Annotated in this window: 21 protein-coding genes and 1 pseudogene; 13 read left to right on the forward strand and 9 right to left on the reverse strand. The window is 69.8% G+C overall.

Features of this window, described 5'->3' with window-relative positions:
• Window positions 1–7: 7 nt before the first annotated feature.
• Window positions 8–1,072 (forward strand): cation diffusion facilitator family transporter, encoded by a 1,065-nt coding sequence (locus ACQPY0_RS42190; RefSeq protein WP_432974127.1) that lies wholly within the window; start codon window positions 8–10, stop codon window positions 1,070–1,072.
• A gap of 45 nt (window positions 1,073–1,117) precedes the next feature.
• Here the strand turns inward: ACQPY0_RS42190 and ACQPY0_RS42195 are convergent, their stop codons facing one another.
• The 3 genes from ACQPY0_RS42195 to ACQPY0_RS42205 all read right to left on the reverse strand — a co-directional run bounded on the left by ACQPY0_RS42195 (window position 1,118) and on the right by ACQPY0_RS42205 (window position 4,974).
• The gene (locus ACQPY0_RS42195) at window positions 1,118–2,152 is read right to left on the reverse strand and encodes a hypothetical protein (RefSeq protein WP_432974129.1); all 1,035 of its coding nucleotides are present in this window, start codon (window positions 2,150–2,152) and stop codon (window positions 1,118–1,120) included.
• Window positions 2,149–3,453 (reverse strand): MFS transporter, encoded by a 1,305-nt coding sequence (locus ACQPY0_RS42200; RefSeq protein ID WP_432974131.1) that lies wholly within the window; start codon window positions 3,451–3,453, stop codon window positions 2,149–2,151. The genes ACQPY0_RS42195 and ACQPY0_RS42200 overlap by 4 nt, the downstream gene beginning before the upstream one ends.
• 96 nt (window positions 3,454–3,549) lie before the next feature.
• Window positions 3,550–4,974, reverse strand: a complete 1,425-nt coding sequence (locus ACQPY0_RS42205) for a CBM96 family carbohydrate-binding protein (RefSeq protein ID WP_432974133.1) — start codon at window positions 4,972–4,974, stop codon at window positions 3,550–3,552.
• A 260-nt stretch (window positions 4,975–5,234) separates the two neighbouring features.
• Between ACQPY0_RS42205 and ACQPY0_RS42210 the strand changes: the two genes are divergently transcribed.
• The 5 genes from ACQPY0_RS42210 (at window position 5,235) to ACQPY0_RS42230 (ending at window position 9,065) form a co-directional block, all read left to right on the forward strand.
• Entirely contained in the window at window positions 5,235–5,600 is a 366-nt protein-coding gene (locus ACQPY0_RS42210) for a BlaI/MecI/CopY family transcriptional regulator (protein WP_432974135.1), read from the forward strand.
• Window positions 5,597–6,568: a M56 family metallopeptidase gene (locus ACQPY0_RS42215; protein ID WP_432974137.1), complete on the forward strand. Its 972-nt coding sequence runs from the start codon at window positions 5,597–5,599 to the stop codon at window positions 6,566–6,568. The genes ACQPY0_RS42210 and ACQPY0_RS42215 overlap by 4 nt, the downstream gene beginning before the upstream one ends.
• Window positions 6,569–6,690: 122 nt before the next feature.
• Window positions 6,691–7,602: an aldo/keto reductase gene (locus tag ACQPY0_RS42220; RefSeq protein ID WP_432974139.1), complete on the forward strand. Its 912-nt coding sequence runs from the start codon at window positions 6,691–6,693 to the stop codon at window positions 7,600–7,602.
• 63 nt (window positions 7,603–7,665) lie between these two features.
• Window positions 7,666–8,565 (forward strand): MBL fold metallo-hydrolase, encoded by a 900-nt coding sequence (locus tag ACQPY0_RS42225; protein WP_432974141.1) that lies wholly within the window; start codon window positions 7,666–7,668, stop codon window positions 8,563–8,565.
• Window positions 8,566–8,582: 17 nt separating this feature from the next.
• Complete coding sequence (locus ACQPY0_RS42230) at window positions 8,583–9,065, forward strand: MarR family winged helix-turn-helix transcriptional regulator (protein ID WP_432974143.1); 483 nt, start codon at window positions 8,583–8,585, stop codon at window positions 9,063–9,065.
• Window positions 9,066–9,084: 19 nt separating this feature from the next.
• On the opposite strand, the gene ACQPY0_RS42235 is transcribed toward ACQPY0_RS42230, so the two are convergent.
• Window positions 9,085–10,137, reverse strand: coding sequence for a zinc-binding dehydrogenase (locus ACQPY0_RS42235; RefSeq protein WP_432974145.1), 1,053 nt, complete (start codon window positions 10,135–10,137; stop codon window positions 9,085–9,087).
• Window positions 10,138–10,205: 68 nt separating this feature from the next.
• On the opposite strand from ACQPY0_RS42235, the gene ACQPY0_RS42240 reads away from it, so the two are divergent.
• The 3 genes and pseudogenes from ACQPY0_RS42240 (at window position 10,206) to ACQPY0_RS42250 (ending at window position 13,708) form a co-directional block, all read left to right on the forward strand.
• Window positions 10,206–11,003 carry a helix-turn-helix transcriptional regulator gene (locus ACQPY0_RS42240; protein WP_432974147.1) on the forward strand — a complete coding sequence of 266 codons (798 nt, stop codon included), beginning with the start codon at window positions 10,206–10,208 and terminating at the stop codon, window positions 11,001–11,003.
• A gap of 10 nt (window positions 11,004–11,013) precedes the next feature.
• Window positions 11,014–11,271 (forward strand): annotated as a pseudogene (locus ACQPY0_RS42245) (ATP-binding protein); the annotation flags it as partial.
• Between the two features lie 139 nt (window positions 11,272–11,410).
• Window positions 11,411–13,708 (forward strand): LuxR C-terminal-related transcriptional regulator, encoded by a 2,298-nt coding sequence (locus ACQPY0_RS42250; RefSeq protein ID WP_432974149.1) that lies wholly within the window; start codon window positions 11,411–11,413, stop codon window positions 13,706–13,708.
• Window positions 13,709–13,815: 107 nt separating this feature from the next.
• Here the strand turns inward: ACQPY0_RS42250 and ACQPY0_RS42255 are convergent, their stop codons facing one another.
• Window positions 13,816–14,181 (reverse strand): hypothetical protein, encoded by a 366-nt coding sequence (locus ACQPY0_RS42255; protein ID WP_432974151.1) that lies wholly within the window; start codon window positions 14,179–14,181, stop codon window positions 13,816–13,818.
• 101 nt (window positions 14,182–14,282) lie between these two features.
• Between ACQPY0_RS42255 and ACQPY0_RS42260 the strand changes: the two genes are divergently transcribed.
• Both ACQPY0_RS42260 and ACQPY0_RS42265 read left to right on the forward strand, forming a co-directional pair.
• Entirely contained in the window at window positions 14,283–15,341 is a 1,059-nt protein-coding gene (locus tag ACQPY0_RS42260; protein WP_432995589.1) for an IS630 family transposase, read from the forward strand.
• Window positions 15,342–15,559: 218 nt separating this feature from the next.
• A complete protein-coding gene (locus ACQPY0_RS42265) occupies window positions 15,560–16,231 on the forward strand; it encodes a DUF2306 domain-containing protein (RefSeq protein WP_432974153.1) in 672 nt (223 codons plus the stop codon).
• Between the two features lie 31 nt (window positions 16,232–16,262).
• Here ACQPY0_RS42265 and ACQPY0_RS42270 read toward each other — a convergent pair whose 3' ends face one another.
• Window positions 16,263–16,637 (reverse strand): DUF488 domain-containing protein, encoded by a 375-nt coding sequence (locus tag ACQPY0_RS42270; RefSeq protein WP_432974155.1) that lies wholly within the window; start codon window positions 16,635–16,637, stop codon window positions 16,263–16,265.
• A gap of 203 nt (window positions 16,638–16,840) precedes the next feature.
• On the opposite strand from ACQPY0_RS42270, the gene ACQPY0_RS42275 reads away from it, so the two are divergent.
• Complete coding sequence (locus tag ACQPY0_RS42275) at window positions 16,841–18,190, forward strand: dihydrolipoyl dehydrogenase family protein (RefSeq protein WP_432974157.1); 1,350 nt, start codon at window positions 16,841–16,843, stop codon at window positions 18,188–18,190.
• A gap of 11 nt (window positions 18,191–18,201) precedes the next feature.
• On the opposite strand, the gene ACQPY0_RS42280 is transcribed toward ACQPY0_RS42275, so the two are convergent.
• Window positions 18,202–20,559 (reverse strand): glycoside hydrolase family 65 protein, encoded by a 2,358-nt coding sequence (locus tag ACQPY0_RS42280; RefSeq protein ID WP_432974159.1) that lies wholly within the window; start codon window positions 20,557–20,559, stop codon window positions 18,202–18,204.
• Between the two features lie 240 nt (window positions 20,560–20,799).
• Here ACQPY0_RS42280 and zwf point away from each other — a divergent pair, with 240 nt between their 5' ends.
• On the forward strand, window positions 20,800–22,284 hold the full coding sequence (gene zwf / locus ACQPY0_RS42285) for a glucose-6-phosphate dehydrogenase (protein ID WP_432974161.1): 1,485 nt from the start codon (window positions 20,800–20,802) through the stop codon (window positions 22,282–22,284).
• A gap of 6 nt (window positions 22,285–22,290) precedes the next feature.
• On the opposite strand, the gene gnd is transcribed toward zwf, so the two are convergent.
• Window positions 22,291–23,319 (reverse strand): phosphogluconate dehydrogenase (NAD(+)-dependent, decarboxylating), encoded by a 1,029-nt coding sequence (gene gnd, locus ACQPY0_RS42290; protein ID WP_432974163.1) that lies wholly within the window; start codon window positions 23,317–23,319, stop codon window positions 22,291–22,293.
• A gap of 31 nt (window positions 23,320–23,350) precedes the next feature.
• On the reverse strand, window positions 23,351–24,424 hold the full coding sequence (gene tal / locus ACQPY0_RS42295) for a transaldolase (RefSeq protein ID WP_432974165.1): 1,074 nt from the start codon (window positions 24,422–24,424) through the stop codon (window positions 23,351–23,353).
• Window positions 24,425–24,426 lie beyond the last annotated feature (2 nt).

Here is a 24,426-nt window from a genome sequence, read left to right on the forward strand (position 1 = left end):
TACGTCTATGCAGGAGGGTCACCACCACCACCACGACCATGGCGACAAGCACGACCACGGCCACGATCATGACCATGACCACCGGATGTCCGCCGGCGGCCGGCGGGAGTTGCGGCACCGGTTGAGCCATCTGCTCACACCGCACTCGCACGACGCCGCGGACAAGGTCGATTCGGCGATGGAGTCGTCGAAGGACGGCATCCGCGCACTGTTCTTCTCACTGCTGGTCCTCGGCGTGACCGCCGCGCTGCAGGTGGTGATCGTGCTGCTGTCCGGCTCGGTGGCCCTGCTCGGCGACACGCTGCACAACGTCGCCGACGCGCTTACCGCGGTACCGCTCGGGGTGGCGTTCGTGCTCGGGCGCCGATTGGCCAACCGCCGGTACACCTACGGCTACGGCCGGGCCGAAGACCTCGCCGGCATCCTCATCGTGCTCACCATCACCGCATCGGCCGGGTTCGCCGCCTACGAGGCCATCGACCGGCTGTTCAACCCGGCCGACGTCACCCACCTGCCGTGGGTGGCCGCGGCCGGCATCGTCGGCTTCGCCGGCAACGAGCTCGTCGCGCGGTACCGCATCATGGTCGGCCGCCGCATCGGCTCCGCGGCTCTCGTCGCCGACGGCCTGCACGCCCGCACCGACGGGTTCACCTCACTCGCCGTACTCCTTGGCGCTGGTGGCGTGGCCGTCGGCTGGCGGTGGGCCGACCCGGCCGTCGGCCTGCTCATCACCGTCGCGATCCTGTTCGTGCTCAAGGACGCCGCCCGGGAGGTGTACCGCCGCCTCATGGACGCCGTCGACCCCGCCATCGTCGCGAAGGCCGAGCAGATCCTCGCCGGCACCCCGGGCGTACTCGGTGTCGCGGCACTGCGGATGCGTTGGATCGGCCACCACCTGCACGCCGAGACCGACCTGCTCGTGTCGGACGCCCTCACCGTGGTGCAGGCCCACGCCATCGCCGTCGATGCCGAACACCGGCTACTGCATGCCGTCCCCCGGCTCACCGCAGCCACCATCCACACCGATCCGGACATCGCGGATAGCCACGCCGTGGTGGCGCATCACCGGTAGAACCGGGCGCCACCGCAAACACCCACTAGCGGTTGCCGTCGATGGTCACTGGGGCGGCGCGGGCGAGTTCGCCTCCGGGATGAGCAGTCGGGGGCTGCCGGTTCCGTCCGCTGGCACCGCCCACACGTCGTTCGTCCCGTCGGGGCGCTGCAGACTATAGGCCACGGTGGCGCCGTCCAGCCACACCGCCTGGTCATCCACGCTACGGGCCTCGGCCAGGTGCGTGATTCGCAGCGTGGCAAGGTCCAATGTGGACAGTCGCCAGGTGATCCCAGGTCCGTCATGACCGCCATGGGCAGCCTGACTGTGGTCCTGTTGCCCAGCGCCGCCGTTGGTGTGCTTGAATGCGATGCGGGTGCCATCCGGCGACAGCGACGGGCACTCGACGTCCTCGGCAAGCGTGCGTAGCCGCCGGGCCGCGATGTCGCCTTCCACCAGGTAGCGCCGGCCGCCGGTGGACATGCTGGCGTAGAAGCGGTTGTCGTCGGCGAAGGTCACACCCCAGAAGTTCGCGTCGGCCGCGCGGTAGGGCTGTCCGTCTTTGACGACGGCGAACTCCTCCAGCGAACGGATGAGAGTGCCGGTGCGGGTGTCCAGGATGCCGGTGCTCGTGGAGAAGCCGCCGCTCGCATAGGAATGTCCATCTATGAAGAGTGTCCAGGCGACCATGCGACCGCTCGGCGACACCCTGGTCCGGTTCGGGAAGCCGGTCAGCGCAATGGACTGCCGTTCGTGCAGCTGAGCGTCGAACACCACGAGATGCGTGCCGGTCAACGCGTCAACGGGGCGCAGGCAGACCACAGTGCCCGCCGCAGCGTACGCCCGGTCGCAGGCTTGCGAGGTGACCGTGCGGGGCCCGTCCGGATGCCCGCTCGACACCATGGACAGTCGGCCATTGGTGAGTATCTGCATCTTCGGTCCTGGACCCATGTCTTCCTCGTTCGCCAACTCGACCTGCGACTCGGCCCGGTTCCGGTCGCGCTGCGCGGCGATTTGCGTGTAGCCCACCGCTACGGCGGCGAGCACCACGGCACCCGCTACCGCGATGGCGATCCTGCCTCGCTTGCTGAGCGCCGTCATGTGTTCGCCTCCGAGTGCTCGGTGTCCTGGTTTGCAGTGGTGGACTGGGTTTTCAGCAGCAATGCACTGGCGGCCATCGTCACCAGCACGACGAGCGCCGCCATCCGGCTGGCCAAAGCCGGCCCCCAGGTCTGCCAGACGATTCCGAACAGCACGGAGGAAGCCAGGTAGGACAGGGCCTGTCCACTTTGGATCAGCGCGATTCCAGTGGTACGCAACCGTTCCGGCAGCAGCGGACCGGCCAGTGCCATCAGCACGCCGTCGGTGGCCGCGTAGAACGCGCCGTGCGGCACGAGGACGCAGACGATCAGCAGCCAGCCACCGATCGGCGCGTACAGCAGCAGGTAGACCATGGCCAGTGCGGCGTAGCCGCACAGCATCACCGGCAACCTGCCCACCCGGTCGGCCAGCGCCCCCACGGGCGCGGCGAGCAGCAGGTAGACCAGGCTCGTGCCGACGGCCAGCAACGGGAACCACCCGATGGCCACCTCCGTGCGCTTCTGCAGTAACAGATAGATGAAGCCGTCGCCGATCATCGAAAAGCCGAGCAGGCAGGCGGCGATCAGAAGGCGGCGTACCGGCCCGGTACGCACCAGATCGGTGACCGCATGCGCGGAGACCGTCTCGGTGGCCGGCCGGGTTTCCCTGCGGTCGCTGACGAACAAAACCAGGATGAGCACGCCGATGGCGGCGATGCAGAAGCTGGTGACGAATACCGCGTCGAACCCCTGGCCCGCCGCGGCGAGCACAGCCAGCGCGACCAGCGGGCCGGCGAAGGCGCCCAGACTGTCCATCGCCCGGTGCACACCGAATGCCCGGCCGAGCGCGTTTGCCGGAGCGGACAGGGTGATCAGTGCGTCCCTTGGCGCGGTGCGCAAACCCTTGCCCGCCCGGTCGAGTGTGATCACCGCACCGATCGCGGTGGCGGAAGCGCCCGCGGCCAACAGGCCGAGCTTGCACACCGCGGAGAGACCGTAGCCGAAGGTTGCGACGGCTTTGCGTCGACGCACCCGGTCGGCGACGTAGCCGCCCACCAGGCGCAGCAGCGCGGTGGCTCCCGTGTAGGTCCCGTCGACGACGCCATAGGCCAACGGGCTCAAATGAAGTCCGATCATCAGGTACAGCGGGAGGACCGCGGTGACCATCTCGGCAGAGATGTCGGTGACCAGGCTGACCGCGCCGAGCGCGAACACGTTGCCACCGACGACAGACCAGCGCCGCGTGCCGCCGAACCTGCTCCCACCGCCCGGCGCATCGGGCCCGTCAGATGTGCTGGGTTTGCCGACCATGGAAAGGTACAACGCGCACACTCTTCCTACGACTGGCTGACAAGGCGGTGGGACCGCCCCCGGCGCCTACGACCCGGGGGCGGCTTTCACCGTTGGTTCACAACGGGATCAGTGGCAGGTACCGGTGCCGCTGTCGGTGAAGGTCTTGCCCGCCTCCGGCACGAACTGCCAGTCATAGCTGTTGCTGTGCAGGGTCAGCTTCAGCACTCCGTAGGTGTCGCCGTTGCGGACCTCGCTGTTGGGCTGGATGGTGCCGAAGCCGTAGTGGCCGGCGCCGCCCATACCCGCGACGAACTCACGGATGCCGCGAGCGGTGTCGAGCTGGCCGCTCGGATTCTGCGGAGCGAACCGCTCGTACTGGTGGTTGTGGCCGCCAAGCACGACATCGGCGTTGGCGTTGTACAGGTCCCGCCACATCGCGTCGAACGAGGTGTCCGGTGCGTGGTTGGCGCCGGAGGTGAACCGCGGCTTGTGCCACAGGGCGAGGGTGCAGGGCTTCGTGCTGGCGGCCAGGTCCGCCACCAACCACTGCTCCTGGGCCGAACCCGCGGTGTGCGCGATCTCGGAGTTGATCGTGATGATGTGCCAGTTGCCCAGGTCGTACGAGTAGTAGCCCTTGGCCGGGTCACCGGCGGCGGCACCGAAGTAGCCGTAGTAGCCGGTAGCACCTGACGTGTTGTAGTCGTGGTTACCCGGCGCCGGCTTGGTGCGCGCCTTGTGGCGGCCCCATGTCGGGTCGTAGTAGGTGTTGAACTCGGTGGTGGTACCGCTGTCGTAGACGTTGTCACCGAGGGTGTAGACAGTGCCGGGGATGTTGTCCAGCAGGGCGGCGGTCGCGGAGTCGCCGGTGCCGGAGTTCGCGATGTCACCAGCGCCGACGAACACCGGGTCGCCGCCCCCGGTCGGCGACGGGCTCGGCGAGGGGGATGTCACCGAGGGAGACGGCGACGGCGCGTTCGTGGTGATGACCAGCTGTGGTCCGTTGGCGCCCGTCTCCCGGGAGTCGAAGTAGGCGCCGTCGTTGTTGGATGAGGTACCGCCGAAGCTGAACGCGCCATTGCCGGTCACCACGCTGGTGACGTCGATCTCGTACCAGGTGCCCTTGGCGACCGATCCCAGGCTGCCGACCGTCACACCGTCGATGGCAGGCTGGTTGTTCCAGGTCGCGGCGCTCTCCGACCATGTCGTGTTGCTCATCAGGCGGTAGGTGCCGCCGTTGCTGCTGCCGTTGTTGGAGCTGATGGTGTGAAGGCGCAGCTTGGCACTGGTGACCGCGCCGCTCAGGCCACTGACCGAGAAGCGCACGAAGACTCGGCGCACCGGCGAGTTGTCAACGACGACCTGGCTGGCGCCGCCGTAGTTGGTGGACGGGGTGTTCTGCTGGACGTAGGTGTCGGCGGTGGCGGTGAACGTGGTGGACGCGGCCGCGGCCGGGCTCCCGGTCAGTACCACGGCGGCGGCCGCAATGCCGACGACCGGAAGGGCGATGGCGACCACCGCACGTCGTGTGCGGCCGGTCAGGGGACGAGACATCGCTGCGATTCCTGTCACTAGGGGGCGAAGGGATCTCCGATAGACCGTAGGAGTGCGGCATGACGGCCAGTCGGCCGAACAGTGGCCGCCGCATGTCCTCGCCCGGCTAGGACTTCTCGTGTTGTTCACGCTGGATTTCCGCTCCTATGCTGCGTAGGAACCCGGCTGGGAGCACCGTCCGCGGCGGGCACCGGCAAGCGGGGAGCGCGTAACATCGGGTGGCCGGTGATACCGCCGGCGCCGGTCCGGGGGGGTGCGCGGTGTTCGGAGAGCTGCAGGCAGCGGTGATGCGGCAGCTGTGGGCGGCGGACGGGCCGGTCACAGCGCGCTACGTGCACACCGCCCTGTCCGAGGAGCGCGACCTGGCGTACACCACCGTGCAGACGGTAATGGACAAGCTGCACCGCAAGGGCTGGCTGCGCCGGCAGCCTCATGGCCGGGCACACCTCTACCAGCCGGTGGCCACCCGGGAGCAGCACGGGGCCGGACTCATGCGAGAGGCGCTGACCGACAGTGGCGACCGGGAGCAGGCGCTGCTGCATTTTGTCGGGCAGATGACCCTCGAGGAGGCGGCGGCGCTTCGGGCGGCGCTGAGCACCTACGAGCGGAAGATCGCCGGATCGTGACCTCATTGCTGCTGGCCGCCTACGCCGTCGTGCTGGTCCTGGTGGCCGGGCCACGGCTGGCTCGCGCCGGCTGGGTGGCCCGGGCGCCGGGGCTGGGGATCTTCGCCTGGCAGATGTGGTGCACCGCGCTACTGAGCTGCACGGTGCTGGTCGGGGCGTCCTCGATGCTGCATTGGGATCGCTCCCACAACGTCGCCTGCCGGGCCTGGCAGGTCTGTCTGGACGCGCTGGTGGGCAGGCACGGCCCGGCCGCGCAGATCGCCGCCGTGTGCGGCGCGGGCCTGCTGGTCGCCCTCGCCGTCCGACTGACACTGGCCGGGTGGCGGCTGACCGGCGCGGAGCGGCGGCAACGGTGCCGGCTGCGCCAGCTGATGCGCACGGCCGGGCAGCCGCTGCCGGAGTTCGGCGCCGTGGTCGTGCCGGCCGAGCAGCCCGCCGCCTACCTGCTGCCCGGCGGCGACGAGCGGGACGTGGTCCTCACCTCGGCCGCCGTCAACCACCTCACCGGCGAGGAACTGCACGCAATCGCCGCCCACGAGCGGGCGCACGCCACCGGCCGGCACTACCGGCTGCTGCGCACGGTGCGGCTGCTCGACCACGCATTCCCCTGGGCGCCCTGCTTCGCCACCGCGGCACGGCAGATGCACCGGCTCGTCGAGCTGCGCGCCGACGACGTCGCGGTGCGCTCCCACCCGCCGATCGTGCTGGCCCGGGCCCTCGTCGCGCTGGCCGAGGCCCGCGCCCAGCAGTCCGCCGCCGGGCGGAACCGCGCCTGGTGGGGCACGGAGGACCCGGGTGCGCATCTGGCCGCCCATGGCGGGGATGCCGCGGAGCGCCTGCACCGGCTGCTGCACCGACCCCGGCCGATGCCGGCCACGCTGACCCGCGCCACGGCCGGTCTGTTCACCCTGCTGCCGGTAGCGCCGGTGGTGTTCGCCGTGGTCGAGCGGTCACCACTGGCGCCGTAGGCGGCCCTGTTGCGTTGGGCCTTGATCATGCCGAGCCGCCGATCCCATAACGCAACGGCGACCGCGGCTCTGCTCGGGACGGACCGGCGGACCGTGCGCGGACCGGCGGTACATTCGCTGGCATGAAGGCGGACGAACGCGTGCTCCTGGGCCGGACGGACCTGTCGGTCACCCGACTGGGTCTGGGGCTCGCGTCGATCGGTGGCCTGCGCGTTCCGGTCTCGGCCGCGGACGCGCAGGCCACCGTCGATGCCGCCTGGCGGCTCGGGGTGCGGCTGTTCGATACGGCCCCGGTGTACGGGTACGGCCGCTCGGAACGCCGCGCCGGCCGGGCCCTGCGCGACCGTCCGCGCGACGAGTACGTCCTGTGCACGAAGGTCGGCCGGCTCATCGAACCGGACGGCCCCGACGGCCAGCCGATCTGGGCCGACCCGCCGCCCGGTGTCGGCCCGCGCCTGGACTTCACGGCCGAGGGTGTGTATCGCTCGCTCTCCGACAGCCTCGACCGCCTCGGCCTGGACCGGGTCGATGTCCTGCACGTCCACGATCCCGACCTGAACTACGCGGCCGCCCTGGGCGCGGCGTACCCGGCCCTGGACCGCCTGCGCCGCGCCGGCCGGATCGCGGCCGTCTCGCTCGGCGTCAACCACGCCGACGTCGCCGCCCGCTTCATCCGCGAGGCCCCCGACCCCGGCGTGGACTGCGTGATGCTGGCCGGCCGGTACACCCTGCTGGACCGTTCGGGTGCGGACGATCTCCTGCCCCTGTGCGCCGAACGCGGCGTGCCGGTCCTGGCCGCCGGGGTATACCAGGGCGGCGCTCTGCTCGACCAGACGTCCCCGGGCGTCCGCCGGATCCGGGCCGCCTGCGACCGCCACGGTGTCTCGCTCCTGGCCGCCGCGGTGCAGTTCCCGTTCCGCCACCGATCGGTCGCCGCCGTGGTGGTCGGCGCCAGATCGGCGGCGGAGATGCAGCAGAGCGCGGCGCTGCTGGAGCACCCGATCCCGGCGGCCCTCTGGGACGAGTTGGCGTAGCCCTTACGCGTCACTGCCCGGAGTGGCTCCAGGGCGGGGCGGCGTCCGCCGGCGGAGGCCTTCTTGTCTCAGATCTTCTTGACTCATACAATCGCGCTCATGTCGTCGCTCGCCGAGCCACCTGCCTGGACCCAGCCGCTGCCCGAGGCTTACCCGCCCGCGGACATGGCGATGTATCACCTGCCGACCGGCACGTATCAGACCCGTGCGGCGCTTGCCGTACGCGGCGGGTCGTTCCGCGACAAGCGACAGTTCGCCGCGTCCGCAGTCCTGGTGCAGCATCCGAAAGGCGATCTGCTGATCGATGCGGGGTTCGGAGCCGGTGTCGCGGCGCACGTCGCGATGCTGCCCCGGTTCATGCGCGCCCCGTATCAGGCGGGCCGGACGGTCAGCGAGCAGTTCGACGCCGTCGGCTACGACCGCCGCAGACTCCTCGGCGTACTGCTGACGCATTCCCACTGGGATCACACGAGCGGTCTCGACGGTCTGCTGGGATCGCCGGTCTGGATGAACGCGAACGAACGGCAGTACGCCGCCGAAGACCCGGACGGGAAGGTCTTCCGCCTGGTCGGTCAAGGGCACGAGGTCCACGAGTACGGGTTCGAGAGCCGGCCGTATCTCGGGTTTACGAACACCTACGACGTGCATGATGACGGATCGGTGGTCGTCGTGCTGGCGGGTGGCCACACCACCGGCTCGGTGATCGTGTTCGTGACACTGCCCTCCGACCGGCGGTACACCTTCATCGGCGATCTGACCTGGCAGATCGACGGCATCCGCAGGCGGGTCGAGCGGCCGTGGCTGCTGAGCAAACTCGCCGACAGCGATCCGGATCAGCTGCGCCAGGACCTGCTGCGCATCATCGCCCTGGAAGGCCTGATGCAAATCGTCCCCGCGCACGACCTCGGCTCATACGACGGCATCCCGCTGCTGGCGCCCGCGGCGGCGACACAATCCCGGTGACGACGTACGGTGCTGCGATGCGAGACTCACAACCATCGGCACCGGCGGCCGTCGGCCCGAACCCGTCCGTCGACTCCGAGATCACCTGGCTGCTGCACCGGGCGGCCCAGCATCTGCGCGGCGCGACCGGTGACGTGGCCGAGCAGCACGGCCTGACGATGCGCGACTACATCGTGTTGAGCGCGCTCGGCAAGACTCCCGGCCTCACCCAGTCCGACCTGGGCAGAGCTCTCGGGCTGGACAAGACCACCCTCATGAGCCAGCTGGACCGGCTCGAGCGCAGGGGTCTCGTCGTGCGCCACAGCGCTCCCGGCGACCGCCGTCTGCGCATCCCCGTGATCACCGCCGACGGCGAAGCGCTGCGAGCGACGGTGGCCGAGGCCTGCGCCGCCGTCGAAGCCTCCGTCCTGGACGCTTTCAGCCAGCGTCAGGTCCAGACCCTGCGACGCATGCTCGTGGCCATCATCGGCGACTCCGCCGACCGGGGATCTTGCCTGTGACGTCGAGGTCTTTCTACGGTCAGGGGACGAGGGCCACGAAGCCGAGGCCCGTCGTACGCTCCGCCAGGTCGAGGGCGGCCGCCGGGTCGTCGAGGCCGACCGTCAGCAGCTCGACCGCGGAGAGATCCAGCAGCCCGGAGCGGGCCATGTTCCACACCGTGGTCACCGTCTCGTCATCACTCATCCAGGAGCCGCGCAGGGTGAGCCTGCGGCGCATCAGGTCGCCGTACGCAATGGTGAGGTCCTGGCGTACGCCGCCGATGAGCACAAGGGTGCCGCGCCCCCGCAAACTGTCGTAGGCGGCCATGGTCGCGTCCGCCGTCGGGGTGGCGCCGAGGGCGTCCAGAGCCACGTCCACCGGGCCGATTCCCGCCGCGTCCGTCGCGCGGTCGCCGGTCAGCCGGTGGGTGCGCACGCGGGGGCCGAGCTCCGCCAGCCGGTCGAGCGCCTCCTTGTTGCGGCCCACCGCCGTCACCGTCGCCGCGCCTTCCGCGAGCGCCACCAGCACCGCCGCGCCGCCCAGCTGACCCGTCGCACCGATCACCGCGACGTCGCGGCCGGCCAGGGGACCTGCGGTGTGCAGGCCCGCGGCGGCGATGCAGAGCCACGGCAGGAACGACAGGCGGGCCGGCTCCGGACAGTTCTCGGCACCGGGCAGCTTGACCATCGTCTCCTTGGCGCACAGCGCGCGCTCCGCGAAGACGCCGTCGTGCCACACCGTACGCATGCGATCCGTGCGCTCGCTGCCGGCGCCCGAACCGCCCAGGCCGACCCAGCCCACCAGGATCTCGTCGCCGCCGCCCGCGTCGAGCAGCGCCGTGTCCAGCACGATGTCGCCCGGGGCGACATGGAACACGTCGGGCGCGACGTCGGTCACGCGCCCGATGCAGGAGGGGCCCAGGGTCAGGGGGACCGGCAGGCCGCCGCGGTTCCCCTTCACCACCATTCTCGTGTACGCCGGGAGGTGTGCGGCGAGCACCTCCACGAGTACGCCACCGCCCTGGAGCGTGGGCGCCGGTACCTCGCGGAGGCGTACGTCGTCGTCTTGTGCAGCAACAGTCCAAGCTCGCATGAGGTAAGCCTCGCGCCACGGTAAGGTGGTATCCAGAATCGCCTTATTCTGGTACTGGAGGTTCTAGGGTGAGCGTCGAGCTGGGCACATTCCTGCGCAGCCGCCGGGAGCGGATGGCCCCGGCCGACGCGGGCCTGCCGGTCACCGGCCGCCGCCGCACACCCGGGCTGCGCCGCGAGGAGCTGGCCCTGCTGGCCGGCATCAGCGCCACCTGGCTCACCTATCTCGAGCAGGGCCGCGACGTACGCCCCTCCGGCCAGGTGCTCGACGCACTGGCCCGGGCGCTGCGGCTGACCGGCGCCGAGCAGGAGCACCTGCGCCGCCTCGCCGGTGCGGGAGCGACGCCCGAGCAAGAGGCCCCCGAGGAGGCCGCGCCCGAGGTCGCGGGCGTTCCGGCGTTGCTCGGCGACAACCCCGCGTACGTCACCGGCATCTGCTACGACATCCTCGCGGCCAACGACGCCGCCGCCGAGCTGTTCCGGGGCATCGCGCCGGGCGGCAACGTCGTGCGCTGGATGTTCACCGAGCCCGCCGCCCGCGAGGTGCTGGTCGGCTGGGAGCGCGAGGCGCGCAACATCCTGGCCCGGCTGCGGGCGATCGCGGGACGGCATCCCGGCCACCCGCGCGTGACCCGGCTCGTGGCCGAGCTGACCGAGGCGAGCTCCGAGGTCCGCGAGTGGTGGCCGCAGTACGACATCCAGTTCAGCCACGCGGGCCACAAGCGCTTCCGGCATCCCCGGCTGGGCGTGATCACCGTGTCGCACGCCGCGTTCCACGTCGCCGAGCGGCCCGAGCAGACGCTGGTGGTCTACCACCTGCCGGGCAGCACAGATCCCCTCGCACGGGCCGCCGGCGCGCCCGCCTAGCGTTTCAGCCATGCAGGCAACGGTCCGCAGAAGCGATTCGCTCATCGGCAGAGACGTGGAGACAGGACATGTCGCCGAACTGATCACGGCCGCGCGTGCGGGCACCGGCGGAGCGCTTGTGCTGAGCGGTGAGGCGGGCATCGGCAAGACGGCTCTGATGGAGCACGCGAAGCGGATGGCGGCGGGCTTCCGGGTCGTGCGCGCTTCCGGAGCCGAGTTCGAACAGGAGCTTCCGTACGCCGCTCTGCACCAACTCTGCGTGCCGATCCTGCGACATGTGGGCGAACTGCCGCAACGCCATCATGATGCCCTGCAGGTGGCCTTCGGACTCATGGCCGGCGCCCGATCGGTTCCGGGTCGGGCTCGCCGTCCTCGAGTTGGTCGCGGCGGCCGCACGGGAGCGACCGTTGCTGTGCCTGGTCGACGATGCTCAATGGCTGGACGCGGCGTCTTCGAGGGCGCTGGCCTTCCTCGCCCGCCGGATCGGCGCCGATCCAGTCGTCGTCCTGATAGCGCTGCGATCGCCCGCCGCCGAAGGTGAGCTGACGACGTTACCCGCGCTGCGCGTCTGCGGGCTGAGCGACGCGGACGCCCGGCAACTCTTGACCGCGCGCAGCCCCTTCCCCCTGGATGAACGGGTGCGGGATCGGCTGGTCGCTGAGGCGAACGGCAATCCTCTGGCGTTGTTCGAACTCCCTTCGGCCGGTGGATTCGCGCCCCCTGAGACCGGCTCGGTGCCGAACCGGATCGAGCAGGCGTTCCGAGCCCGGCTGACCGATCTGCCGGACGGTGCCCGCCTGCTGCTGACCATCGCGAGCGCCGACCCGACCGGCGACCCCGACCTGCTCTGGCCGGCCGCGCGGATGCTCGGTGTCGACATCGAACAGGCGAGCGCCGATGCCTGCTCTGTGGAACTGGCCGAGTTCTCCACACGTATCCGGTTCTGCCATCCGCTGGCGCGTTCGGCTGTCTATCGGGCGGCCGGGGTCGAGGAGCGCCGCAGTGTCCACCGCGCGCTGGCCGAGGCCACCGATCCCATCGTGGCCCCCGACCGCCGGGCCTGGCACCGCGCCCAGGCCGCCGTCAGTCCCGACGACGATGTCGCCGCCGACCTGCAACGGTGCGCCGCCCGCGCGCAAGCGCGCGGCGGGGTGGCGGCCGCGGCCGCATTCCTGCAGCGCTCGGCCGAGTTGTCGCACGACACCGGCCGGCGGGTCGAAAGGACCCTGGACGCGGTACGTGCCTATCTCGAGGCAGGCAGGAGGATCGCAGCCGAGGAACTGCTCACAACGGTACGGACCGCGGCGCTGGACGACTACCAGCGCGCCAGTGTCGAACTCTTGCAGGGTCGCATTGCCTTCACCCGGCCGGGCGACGGCACCGGACCCGCGCTGATGGACGCAGGCGCCCGGCGCTTGGCCCGCCTGGACACCGGCCGGGCTCGCGACTGCTATCTGGACGCGCTCGAAATGAGCCTTCTGGTCGGCCGAGGCGGCGGTTTCATCCCGGCGATCCTCGACGCGGCGCGGTCGGCGCCGCCACCGATGGCGCCGGACGTCCTCGACGCGCTGCTCAGGCTCGCCGCCGGTGATCACCAGGTCGCCATCCCGATGCTCAGCGACATGCTGCATTCCGATCAGCAGCCGATGTGGATGCGTTGGCCAGCGCTCGCCACGATAATCTCCACCGAGCTCTGGGACCCGCACACCTTCGCCGCCACCGCTGGATGGCTGGTGAAGGCGGGCCGCGAATCAGGCTCGCCGGTGCTGCTCAGGCTCGGCCTCGCACAGAGGGCCTCCGACGCCATGTATATCGGCGATATCGGGCAGGCGCTCGCCGCGATCGCGGAGGAGGGAGCCATAGCCGACGCGGCGGGCGATCCCCCGCTTCTCTATCCGCGGCTGCAGCTGGCCGCTCTCCGAGGCCGCCGCAACGAGGCTCGCGACCTGTTCGAGACAGCTGTGCGAGACGTGACCGCCGATGGGACCGGGCAAGTCACCAATCTGGACTGGGTCACGGCTTTACTGAACAACGGTCTCGGTGACTACCCAGCCGCGCTCGCGGCAGCGCGCAGGGCGACCGAGCCCAGCCGTCTCTTCCTCACCGGACTCGCCCTGCCCGAGTTGGTCGAGGCCGCTGTCCGGTGCGGGGAGATCGACGTCGCCGCCCAGGCCTTGGAGTCCTTGACCGAGCGTACGCAGGCGCGCGGAACCGTGTCCGGCCAAGGGATCGTCGCGTATGCTCGCGGGCTCGTGACCGGCGTTGAGGATCACTACCGCGAGGCCGTCGAGTGCCTCGCCGAGACACCGCTGATGCCCTATCGCGGCAGAGCCCATCTTCTGTACGGCGAATGGCTGTGCCGGCACGGACGTCGCAAGGATGGAACGCAGCAACTGCGCATGGCGCATGAGCTGCTGTCGGCGGCCGGGGCCGAGGCATTCGCGCGGCGCGCCGCGGACGAGCTGCGGGCCGCCGGCGAGGGGGTCGGCCACCACACCGAGCTCTCCTTCGAGAGGCTCACCGCCCAGGAGGTGGCCGTGGCCCGGCTTGTGGCCACGGGCGCCACCTCGAACGAGACCGCGGCCCAGCTGTTCGTCAGCAAACGCACCGTCGACGCCCACCTCCGCAGCATCTTCCGCAAGCTGGGTCTCACCTCGCGCCGACAGCTCAAGGAGCATCCCGCTCTGCTCGCTCCGGAGCTGTGACGCTCAGGCAGGTCGCCCCGCTGAACTTCGGATCCTGCGCTGATCGGGCACCGGTCCGCCGTGGTCACCAAGGTCGCAGCGTCTAGTGCAGCCCCGCGGAAGTCCTGTCAGGGTTGGGTTGGTCTGGGCGGGATGTCGGCCAGGTGTATCCGGCATGCGCAGTCGAGGATGTCGGTGAGGGTGCCGGTCAGGGATCCGTCGGGCAGGACGGTGTTCTGGTAGGAGTCGGTGGCGGGGTCGTAGAGGGCGAAGGCCCAGTCGTCCGGGGTGCCGAGATAGCCGATCCGGCACAGGGTGATGGTCTCTTCCGGGGCGTTGAGGTCGGTCTCGTCGTCGTCGAGGTAGCCGATGACGTAGCCGTACCCGCCGCGCCAGCGCACCTCGACCCCGCCCAACTGTGACCAGTGCCGTTCGGCGTGGTGGTCGAGCTCGGCCGTGGTGTCTTCCTTGACGCGTCGGGTGGGCGCCGGCATACCCGCCAGTGTGCCGGTCGCTGGTCTGGCCGGTGATCGGGACCCCGGCCTCATCGACGGGCATGGTGGCCGGGTTGGCATCATGGCGGCCCGTGCCCCGAATGCGAAGCCGCGACACGATTCGCCTGTCTCGTCACCGCCGTCGCCGTCTCAACCACCTGGTTCGCTGCTCCACCGCCCCGGTCCGCGAGGTCCGCCGGGCGAGGATCCTGTTGCTGGCCTGGGAGAAGACCCCGAACGAGACGATCGCCGCCATGGTCGGCTGTGCTGTGACCACCGTGCGGCGTACCCGGCGCGACTGGCGTGCCCGGGGCATAAAGGCGCTGGTCGACCGGCCCCGCTCAGGCCGGCCCCCGGTCTACGGCCTCGACGTGCGGCTGCTGATCGTGGCGACCGCTACCAGCAACCCGCCGGACACCGACTCGCAGTGGACCCACCAGGGGATCGCCGGGCACCTGGCACAGACCCGGGGGATCGGGATCTCAGCCAGTCAGGTCGGACGGATCCTGGCCGACGCGGACCTCAAGCCCCACAAGGTCAGAGGCTGGCTCAACCGCCCCGACGATCCCGAGTTTTTCACCAGGGCACAGACCATCTGCCACCTCTACCAGCACATCCCCGCCGGCACGATGCTGCTGAGCATGGACGAGAAGACCGGAATCCAGGCCAAGTCCCGCAAACACCCAACCCGCCGGGCGCGTCCCGGACACCCGGCCCGCCGCGAGTTCGAGTACGTCCGCCACGGCACGGTCTCGCTGATGGCCGCGATGAACGTCGCCACCGGCCAGGTCCACCCGAAGATCATCGAACGGAACAACTCCGAGACCTTCATCGAGTTCCTGACCGAACTCGACCAGATCATCCCCACGAATCTGAACGTCCACCTGGTGATGGACAACGGATCCAGTCACACATCCAAGGCCACCCGCGCCTGGATCGCTGCCCACCCGAGGTTCCAGGTGACCTACACCCCGAAGCACGCCTCATGGCTCAACATGGTGGAGATCTTCTTCTCGATCCTGACCAAACGACTGCTGCGCCGGGGCGAGTTCACCTCCCGCGACCACCTCGCCACGAAGATCATCAAGTTCATCACCCACTACAGCCGGACCGCCAAACCCTTCCGATGGCGCTACGACGGCCGCCCCCTGACAGCGTGAACCCAACCCTGACAGGACTTCTGCGGGGCTGCACTAGGTATCGCCGAGGCGCCGGAAATAGGCAACTCATGCCGACGCGGCGGGTTGGCGATGCGTTCAGTATCGAGCCCCGGGACCCCCATCCCTTGCCATGCCGGACGTGACGGTCCGGCAGGTTTCGCGATTCCTCGCGATCGTTCCCGTACAGAAAATCGGAGTCATAGATGTCTACTGCAGTCATGTCTCGGGCCGTGCGCCGACGTTGGTGGTGGTTCCTGTGGGGGCTGCTGACCGTGCTCGCGTTCGGGATCGCGGGATACTTCGTGCCGCCGTACCTGGTCGGGGGGACGACCATTCCGAACCTCGACCGGATCACACCGGGGTACTACACCAGCCTGGTGATCCACGGGGTGCCCGCCGGAATCGCGCTGATCACCGGGCCGTGGCAATTCGTGCACCGGCTGCGGACCCGCTTCCCCCGGCTGCATCGGGTGCTCGGCCGTGTCTACCTCATCTCGGTCGTCGCAGCGTCGGTGCCGGCGGCGTACGCCGCGGCGGTGACCAAGAGCGGCTTCCCGTTGCAGGTCGCGTTCTTCGCGCTGATCGTCGCGTGGCTGTACACGGCCGCGAAGGCCTACCGCGCGATCCGGCGGCGCGAGATCCAGCTGCACCGGGTCTGGATGATCCGCAACTACACGCTCACCTTCGCCGCGGTGACCCTGCGGCTCTACCAGTTGCCGTTGCTCGCGTTGATGCACTCGGTGTCGTGGCTGCCCTACAAGGACGTCTACACCGTGAGCGCCTGGATGTCCCTGCTCGGCAACGTCCTGATCGCCGAGTGGTTCATCATCCAGCGCACCCTCGCACCGCTGGCCCGCCGGGAGCCGGTGGCAGCTGGCAACAACGATTGACAGCGGCCGCCCGCGCGGCTCCCGGAGCGGATCAAGCCCTGGATCTCCCGGCGCCGGTCAGCCAGTCGGTGAGGACGGCGGCCTGGCTGTGGTCGACATCGTGGGTGGCGGTCAGCAGCGTCACCTTGTCGTGGTTGGCGATGTCTCGTAGATGGTCTGCGGCCTGCCGCCGCGCCGGCTCGCGCAGTTCGGTGAGGTAGCGGCGGCGGAACTCGTCGAAGCGGCTGGGTTCGTGGCCGTACCAACGGCGCAGCTCGGTGGACGGGGCGACGTCACGCAGCCACTCGTCGAGGTGTGCGTCCGCCTTGCGCATCCCCCGCGGCCAGACGCGATCGACGAGCACCCGCTTGCCGTCCTCGGGCGAGGATTCTTCGTAGATCCTGCGATATGTGATGTCCTTGGTCATGACGGTACTCCCCAACTGACCGGACTCGCTTCTTCCCATCATGCGCCTACGCGATGGGATCGCCGTCTGGCAGTACCGCCGGACCGGATCTGACGATCCCGTACAGCCGCCCGAAGCGTCGAGCCCGCGGATGTGTCGAACCCGTGAACCCGGGTAGCTTCGCAAGATTGTGGACTGTCCACGCGCGAGCAGAAGGATGGATCATGAAGAAATCCTTTGATGTCGTCGTGATCGGAACAGGGGAAGCCGGCTCAACGGTGGCCACGCGATGCCAGGCCGCCGGCCGGAACGTGGCGATCGCCGACTCCCGGCCCTTTGGTGGCACCTGTGGGCTGCGCGGCTGTGACCCCAAGAAGGTGCTGGTGGGAGCGGCGGAGATCGTCGATCGGAGACGTCGCATGGAGGGCCGAGGCGTTGCCGGGGACGTGCGCATCGACTGGCCTGAGCTGATCCGGTTCAAGGCCACGTTCACGGACCCGTTTCCCCGGCAGCGAGAGGAAGGCTTCGTCAAGGAAGGGGTGGAGACCTTCCACGGGCGTGCACGCTTCCGTGACGAGCGTTCGATCGAGGTCGGCGAGGACGTGCTCGACGCCGCTCACCTCGTCGTAGCAGCCGGCGCCTGGCCCAGGAAGCTGGGCATCCCGGGCGAGGAGCACCTCACCCGCAGCGACCAGTTTCTCGACCTGCGGGAGTTGCCTCGGCGGATCGTGTTCGTCGGAGGCGGCTACATCGCCTTCGAGTTCGGCCACATCGCGGCCAGGGCCGGCGCGACGGTCACCATCCTGCAGCGGGGGGACCGGCCGCTCAAACACTTCGACCAGGACCTCGTGGCCCGGCTCCTGGCGCGCACCCACGACGTGGGCATCGACGTGCGGACCGGTACTCAGGTCATCAGCGTCGAGGGAGCACCGGGAAACTTCAGGGTCACGGCCGCGACCGACTCGGGATCCGAGGTGTTCGAGGCGGACATGGTCGTCCACGCGGCCGGTCGCGCACCCGAGATAGACGATCTGGACCTGTCCACCGCCGGCGTCGAGTTCGATCGCCATGGGGTCCGGGTCGACGAGCACCTGCGGAGCGTCTCGAACCCGGCGGTGTACGCGGCGGGCGACGCGGCCAACAGCGGCGGTCTTCCCGAGACGCCCTTCGCCCAGTACGAGGGCGGCCTCGTCGCCGAAAACCTCCTGAACGGCAACCAGCGCACGGCCGACTACCGCGGCCGGGCCAGTGTGGTCTATTCGATCCCCGCACTGGGCGCGGTGGGGATGACCGAGCAGGAGGCCCGGGCCAAAGGCCTGAGTTTCGACGTGAAACAGGCGGACACCTCGAGCTGGTACTCAGCGCGGCGGGTCGCCGAGCCGGCGTCGATGTACAAGGTCCTGATCGAGAAGGGCAGCGGCCGGATTCTCGGAGCACACCTGCTGGGCCCGGAGGCCGACGAGTTCTCGAACCTCTTCGCCCTGGCCATCCGGGCGGATATCCGCGCCGACGCGCTGCGGGATGCGCTGTTCGTCTACCCGACCCAGGCCTCCAACATGGCCTGGATGGTGTAGCGGCTGCCCCCTTACGTGGAGCCGGGCCGGCGGCGGACAGGTTCGCGGCCCGGCGGCTGGCCGGGTCGCGGACCGGGTTCGGCCGGTGGGATGGGGCGCGTGACCGGCTGGCCGGCGGTCAACCGGAAAGTCCGGCCGTGGTGGGCCAACTCGATCGGTTCGTCACCCTCCAGTGAGTACGTCGCCTCGGTGCGGGTGACGTTCACGCACAGCCGCTGCCCGTGCCACAGCACGCTGAAGGTGAGGCGGGCAAGTGGCGCGGGCAGCCGCGGGGCGAACGTGAGTGACCCGCCGCTGTCGCGCATGCCGCCGAAGCCGGCCACGAGCGCGATCCAGGCGCCGGCCAGGGATGCGATGTGCAGCCCGTCACGAGTGTTGTGTTCGAGGTCGTCGAGGTCCATCCGGGCGGCTTCGCCCAGGTAGTCGTAGGCGAGGTCGAGGTGTCCGACTTCGGCGGCGATCACCGCCTGGATGCTGGCCGACAGCGACGAGTCGCGGACGGTCAGCGGCTCGTAGTACGCGAAGTCGCGGGCCTTCTCCTCGGCGGTGAACGCGTCGCCGCGCTTGTACAGCGCCATCACCAGGTCGGCCTGCTTGACGACCTGCTTGCGATACAGCTGCAGGTACGGAAAGTGCAGCAGCAGCGGGTACTGGTCGGGGCGGGTGCGGGCGAAGTCCCAAACCGCGAGGTCGGTGAAGTGCTCCGCCTGTGGATGTACGCCGAGCTTGTCGTCGTAGGGCACGAACATCGCGTCGGCGGCCCGTGCCCAGGCGGCGATCTCGTCGTCGGTCACCCCCAACCCGGCTGCCTCGGCCGGGTGGCGCTTCGCGGCCTCCCCGGCGCTACGCAGGTTCCGTTGCGCCATCAGATTCGTGTAGACGTTGTTGTTGGCGAGGGCGCTGTACTCGTCGGGGCCGGTGACCCCGTCGATCCGGAAACCGCCGTCGGGGTGGTGGCAGCCCAGCGAGGCCCACAGCCGGGCGGACTCCACGAGCAGCGGCAATCCGGCGCCTCGCTCGAACGCCTCGTCGCCGGTCGCCTGCACGAGGCGGATCACCGCGTCGGCGACGTCGGCGTTGATGTGGAGCGCGGCCGTGCCGGCCGGCCAGTAGCCGGAGCTTTCGTCGCCGTCGATCGTGCGCCACGCGAAGGTCGCGCCGTCGAGGGTGAGCTGCCGGGCCCGTTCCCGGGCGGCCGGCAGCGTCAGGTGCCGCCACCGCAGCGCGTCGGCCGCGGCGTGCGGGGTCGTGTAGGTCAACGTCGGCAGCACGTACGACTCGGTGTCCCAGAACGCGTGGCCGTCGTAGCCGGGACCCGTCAGCCCCTTGGCGGTGATCGGCCGGCGCTCCGCCCGGGCACTGGCCTGCAGCACCTGGAACAGGGCGAACCGGACGGCCTGCTGCACCTCCGGGTCGCCGTCGAGGTCGACGTCGGCACGGGCCCAGTATTCGTCGAGGTACTGCCGCTGCTCGGCCAGCAGGCCCTCCCAGCCGCTCTCCCGGGCCAGCGTCAGCGCCGCCTCCACCTGGGCCGAGATCGCCGGGATCGAGCGCAGGCCGGACCAGCCGTACGCCAGAAACTTCACCACCCGCAGCGACTGCCCACGCGCCAGCCCGGTGGTGAGCGTGAACCGGGCAGTGTCCGGCGAGCACTCGATGCCCGTCCTCACGTCCGCCGGGCAGTCCACCGCGTGGTCCATCGCCGCGCCGACCCTGCGCCCGCTGGCCCGGGTGCTGTGCACCAGTCGTGCGTGCGCGTCGTGCGCGATGCGCTGCTCGGGTCGCAGCGGCGACTCGAGGGCCGCCGCCGCCCGCGGGTCGGCCGACGTCGCCGGTAGCTGCTCGTTGGCCACGAGTTCGGACTGCAGCACGATGTGCAGCGGCGCGTCGACCGGTCGTACCTCGTACGCGATCGCGGCGGTCGCGCGCTGGGTGAACGACACCAGCCGGGCCGAGGAGATCTGCATGCGGTGACCCGACGGGGAGACCCAGTCCGCGGTTCGCCGCAGCACCCCGTCGCGCAGCGACAGCACGCGCTCGTGCGAGCGCAGTTCGCCGTACCGCACGTCGAACGGCTCGTCCTCGACCAGCAGCCGGATCGGCTTGCCGTTGGTGACGTCGATGACGCTCTGGCCCGATTCGGGGTAGCCATAGCCGGCTTCGGCGTACGGCAGCGGCCGGAGCTCGAACACCGAGTTCAGATAGGTCCCCGGAAGCCCGTGCGGCTCGCCCTCGTCGAGGTTGCCGCGCAGCCCGAGGTGGCCGTTGGAGAGCGCGAACACCGACTCGGACTGCGCCAGCACGGAGAGGTCAAGGCCGGTCTCGCGGATGTTCCACGGCTCGGGCGGAAACGCCGGATGGGTGATCATCGGTCGGCCTCCGATCGTCGGTCCAAGAGTTCGGCGAGTTCTCGCGCGGAGGTCCTGTCTCACGCTACCTGCGATGGTCCGGCAGCAACCAGGCCGAACGGGCCGACGGGATCGCCGGTAGATCCTGCTCGACCGGGTAACTCCCCCACCGGCTCGGTCATCGGTGTATGACCCGCCGAGCCGGGTATGGGCCAGGTAAACACAGGTAACACCCGGCAATGTTCGGAGTGACCAGGGATCATGAGCGTTCGATATGCCACGCCCGGCTCCGGTACCAGGGAGTCTGTTACGCCGCAGCGGGAGGGCGCACCCCGCGACGATCACGTGATCGTGCTGTTCGGCGCCACCGGGGATCTCGCCAGACGCAAGTTGCTACCCGGGCTGTTCAGCCTGGCGAAGGCGGGCCTGCTGCCCGCCCGATATCGGATCGTCGGCTCGGCCCGGTCGGCACACACCGACGACGAGTTCCGCCGGGGCGCCAAGGACGCTGTGGCCAAGTTCGGGCTGGCGGAGCCGACCGGCGAGGCGTGGCGCGAGTTCGCCGAATCCTTGTCCTTCGGCGCGGCGGCGCCGGCGGATCCGCAACCGCTGCTCGACGCGGTGACGGCGGCCGAAAAGGCGATCGGCGGCCGCCCACGCCGGCTGTTCCACCTGGCCGTACCGCCACAGGGCTTCGCACCCACCATCGGCATGCTCCGCGACACCGGGCTGGCCAGCAGCAACGCGCGTGTCATCGTGGAGAAGCCGTTCGGCACGGACCTGGCGTCCGCCCGGGCGCTCAACGACACCGTCCACGGCACCTTCGACGAGTCCCAGGTGTTCCGCATCGACCACTTCCTGGGCAAGGAATCGGTCGACAACATCCTCGCCCTGCGCTTCGCCAACGGACTGTTCGAGCCGATCTGGAACCGCGAGCACATCAGCCACGTACAGATAGACGTACCGGAGACGATCGGCATCGAGGGCCGCGCCGGGTTCTTCGAGGAAACCGGTACGTTCCGCGACATGATCGTCACGCACCTGCTCCAGGTGCTGGGTTTCGTGGCGATGGAGCCGCCCACCTCCCTGGCCGCCAAACAACTGCGCGACGAGACGACCAAGGTCTTCGAGGCGATGTCGCCGCTGGACGCCACCAGCGTGATTCGCGGTCAGTACCGCGGCTACCGCGACGAGCCCGGCGTCGACCCCGCCTCACAGACCGAGACGTTCATCGCCGCGCGTGTCGAGGTGGACAACTGGCGCTGGTCGGGGGTGCCGTTCTATCTGCGCTCCGGCAAGTCACTGCGGCAGCAGCGGCAGGTGGTCACCCTCGGGCTCAAACAACCGGCCCTGCGGATGTTCGCACTGGACCCGGACACGAACGTCACGCCCAGCAACAAGCTGGTCATCGACTTCGACGATCCGGGCTCCATCGCGGCTCGCTTCCTGGCCAAGGAGCCAGGCGCCACCATGCGCCTGGGCGAGGCGATCATGGCCTTCCGGTACGCGGACTCGTTCTGCAACCGGCACGCCTTGGCCGGCTACGAACGACTCATTCTCGACGCGATGCTGGGCAACCAGTCACTGTTCACCCGAGCCGACGGCATCGAACGGCTGTGGGAGCTGTCCGCCCCGTTGCTCGACGATCCGCCACCCGTCCAGCCGTACGACCCGGGATTGTGGGGCCCGGACGCCATCCACCAACTCATCTCGCCGCACCACTGGTACCTGCCAGACAGCCCATGAGCCGGATCAGTCCCGCTTCTCCGCGTGGCCGCCGAACTCGCTGCGCATCGCGGAGAGCACCTTGTCGGTGAACTCGCCGAGCCCTCGGGACTCGAAGCGGTCCATGAGGGCCGTGCTGATCACCGGGGCGGGCACGCTCTCGTCGATCGCCGCCTGCACCGTCCAACGGCCTTCGCCGGAGTCCGACACCCGCCCGGAGAAGTCGTCCAGCTGGGGTGAGCGGGCCAGCGCGTCGGCGGTGAGGTCGACCAGCCAGGATCCGACGACGGAACCACGCCGCCACACTTCGGCGACCTCGGCGACGTCGATGTCGTACTGATAGGCCTCCGGGTCGCGCAGCGGCGTGGTTTCGGCGTCGACGATACGGGTGGTCTTGCCCGCGTTGGCGTGCCGGATGATCGAAAGCCCCTCGCCGATGGCGGCCATCATCCCGTACTCGACGCCGTTGTGGACCATCTTCACGAAGTGGCCGGCGCCGTTGGGCCCGCAGTGCAGGTACCCCTCGGGGGCGGTCCCGTCCCGGGTCCGGCTCGGCGTGAGCTGCGCGCTGCCGCGGCCCGGGGCGATGGTGTTGAAGATCGGGTCGAGCCGCCTGACCGGTGCCTCCTCGCCGCCGATCATCAGGCAGTAGCCGCGTTCCAGACCCCACACCCCGCCCGACGTGCCGCAGTCCAGATAGTGGATCCGGTGCGCGGCGAGTTGCCGGGCGCGGGCGATGTCGTCGCGGTAGTACGAGTTCCCGCCGTCGATCACCACGTCGTCCGGGTCGAGCAGCGGGACGAGTTCGTCGAGTGTGGACTGTACGGCCGCGGCCGGGACCATCAGCCAGACCGCGCGCGGCCGGTCGAGCTTGGCCACCAGATCCGCAAGCGACGTCGCGCCGGTCATACCCTCACCGGCGAGCTGCCGCACGGTGCTCTCGGTGCGGGCGTACCCGACGCACCGGTGGCCGTCCCGCATGAGCCGGCGGACCAGGTTCCCGCCCATCCGGCCCAGCCCGACCATGCCGATCCGCATTGGTGTCTGCGTCGTCATCGTGGTTTCCTCCTCGGCGGTTGTGCACACGTCAGGCGACCGCGGCGCGTTGCGCGGAGATCCTTTCCACGAGGTCGTTCCAGGCGGCGACGAACTTCTTCGCGCCGTCGGATTGCAGGTTCGCGGCGAGGCCGGCCAGATCGACGCCGGCGTCGCGGAACCGGGCCAGCATCGCGTCGCAGTCGTCGCCGTCGGCGGGCATCGGCTCCCCTGTCTCGCCGTGGTCGTAGAACGCCTGCAGCGTGACGTCGGGCATGGTGTTGATCGTGAACGGCGCGGCGAGCCCGTGTACGTAGAGCGTGTCGGAGGCGGCCGGGTCCTTGGTCCTGGTGCTGGCCCACAGCAGCCGTTGGATCCGCCCGCCGGAGTTCTGCACGCGCTGCACCCGGTCGGAGTCCATGAGTTGCCGGTACGCCCGGTAGGTGGCGAGTCCGACGGCGAGCCCGAGCTGGTCCTTCAACTCTTCCGGTACTCGGGTGGCGACCGCGGCATCCCAGCGGGACATGAAGACGGAGGCGACCGACCCCACGGCGGGATCGAGTTGGCGCTCGAGCCGGCGCTCGACGCCGGCCAGGTACGCGTCCGCGGCGGCCTCGTACTGCTCCGGCGAGAACAGCAGGGTGACGTTCACGGGTACCCCGGACGCGACGCATTCGGTGATCGCCGGCCGGCCCTCGGCCGTTCCGGGGATCTTGATCAGCAGGTTGGGTCGCGCGGCCCGCGCGTGCAGCGCCTTGGCGGCCGCGATCGTCCTCGCCGTGTCGAACGCGAGCAGCGGCGACACCTCCAGCGACACCCACCCGTCCACACCGTCGGTGCGCTCGTGCACCGGCAGGAACTCGTCCGCCGCCCGCCGCAGGTCCTCGATCGCCAGCTCGAAGAACAACTCCTCGTCGGAGCACCCGGTCGCGGACTTCTCCCGGACCGCGTCGTCGTAGTAGCCGGACTCGATCGCCTTGTCGAAGGTCGACGGATTCGACGTGAGCCCGGTGACCGAGTACTTGTCGATGTAGTGCTGGATCTGGCCGGAGTCGAGCATGCCCCGGGTGATGTTGTCGAGCCAGAGGCTCTGCCCGTGCACATGCAGCGTCTGGGTTGCCTTCACGT

Origin of the sequence: Dactylosporangium sp. CA-233914 (genome assembly GCF_050942935.1) — a bacterium.
Taxonomy (GTDB): Bacteria; Actinomycetota; Actinomycetes; order Mycobacteriales; family Micromonosporaceae; genus Dactylosporangium.

Excerpts from the sequence above, each read along its gene's own strand:
- zwf (WP_432974161.1), top strand. The coding sequence starts at position 20,800 with ATGAGCGTTCGATATGCCACGCCCGGCTCCGGTACCAGGGAGTCTGTT.
- ACQPY0_RS42190 (WP_432974127.1), top strand. The coding sequence starts at position 8 with ATGCAGGAGGGTCACCACCACCACCACGACCATGGCGACAAGCACGAC.
- ACQPY0_RS42260 (WP_432995589.1), top strand. The coding sequence starts at position 14,283 with ATGCGAAGCCGCGACACGATTCGCCTGTCTCGTCACCGCCGTCGCCGT.
- ACQPY0_RS42230 (WP_432974143.1), top strand. The coding sequence starts at position 8,583 with ATGCGAGACTCACAACCATCGGCACCGGCGGCCGTCGGCCCGAACCCG.
- ACQPY0_RS42270 (WP_432974155.1), bottom strand. The coding sequence starts at position 16,637 with ATGACCAAGGACATCACATATCGCAGGATCTACGAAGAATCCTCGCCC.
- ACQPY0_RS42275 (WP_432974157.1), top strand. The coding sequence starts at position 16,841 with ATGAAGAAATCCTTTGATGTCGTCGTGATCGGAACAGGGGAAGCCGGC.
- ACQPY0_RS42235 (WP_432974145.1), bottom strand. The coding sequence starts at position 10,137 with ATGCGAGCTTGGACTGTTGCTGCACAAGACGACGACGTACGCCTCCGC.
- ACQPY0_RS42255 (WP_432974151.1), bottom strand. The coding sequence starts at position 14,181 with ATGCCGGCGCCCACCCGACGCGTCAAGGAAGACACCACGGCCGAGCTC.
- ACQPY0_RS42280 (WP_432974159.1), bottom strand. The coding sequence starts at position 20,559 with ATGATCACCCATCCGGCGTTTCCGCCCGAGCCGTGGAACATCCGCGAG.
- ACQPY0_RS42195 (WP_432974129.1), bottom strand. The coding sequence starts at position 2,152 with ATGACGGCGCTCAGCAAGCGAGGCAGGATCGCCATCGCGGTAGCGGGT.
- gnd (WP_432974163.1), bottom strand. The coding sequence starts at position 23,319 with ATGACGACGCAGACACCAATGCGGATCGGCATGGTCGGGCTGGGCCGG.
- ACQPY0_RS42205 (WP_432974133.1), bottom strand. The coding sequence starts at position 4,974 with ATGTCTCGTCCCCTGACCGGCCGCACACGACGTGCGGTGGTCGCCATC.
- ACQPY0_RS42265 (WP_432974153.1), top strand. The coding sequence starts at position 15,560 with ATGTCTCGGGCCGTGCGCCGACGTTGGTGGTGGTTCCTGTGGGGGCTG.
- ACQPY0_RS42220 (WP_432974139.1), top strand. The coding sequence starts at position 6,691 with ATGAAGGCGGACGAACGCGTGCTCCTGGGCCGGACGGACCTGTCGGTC.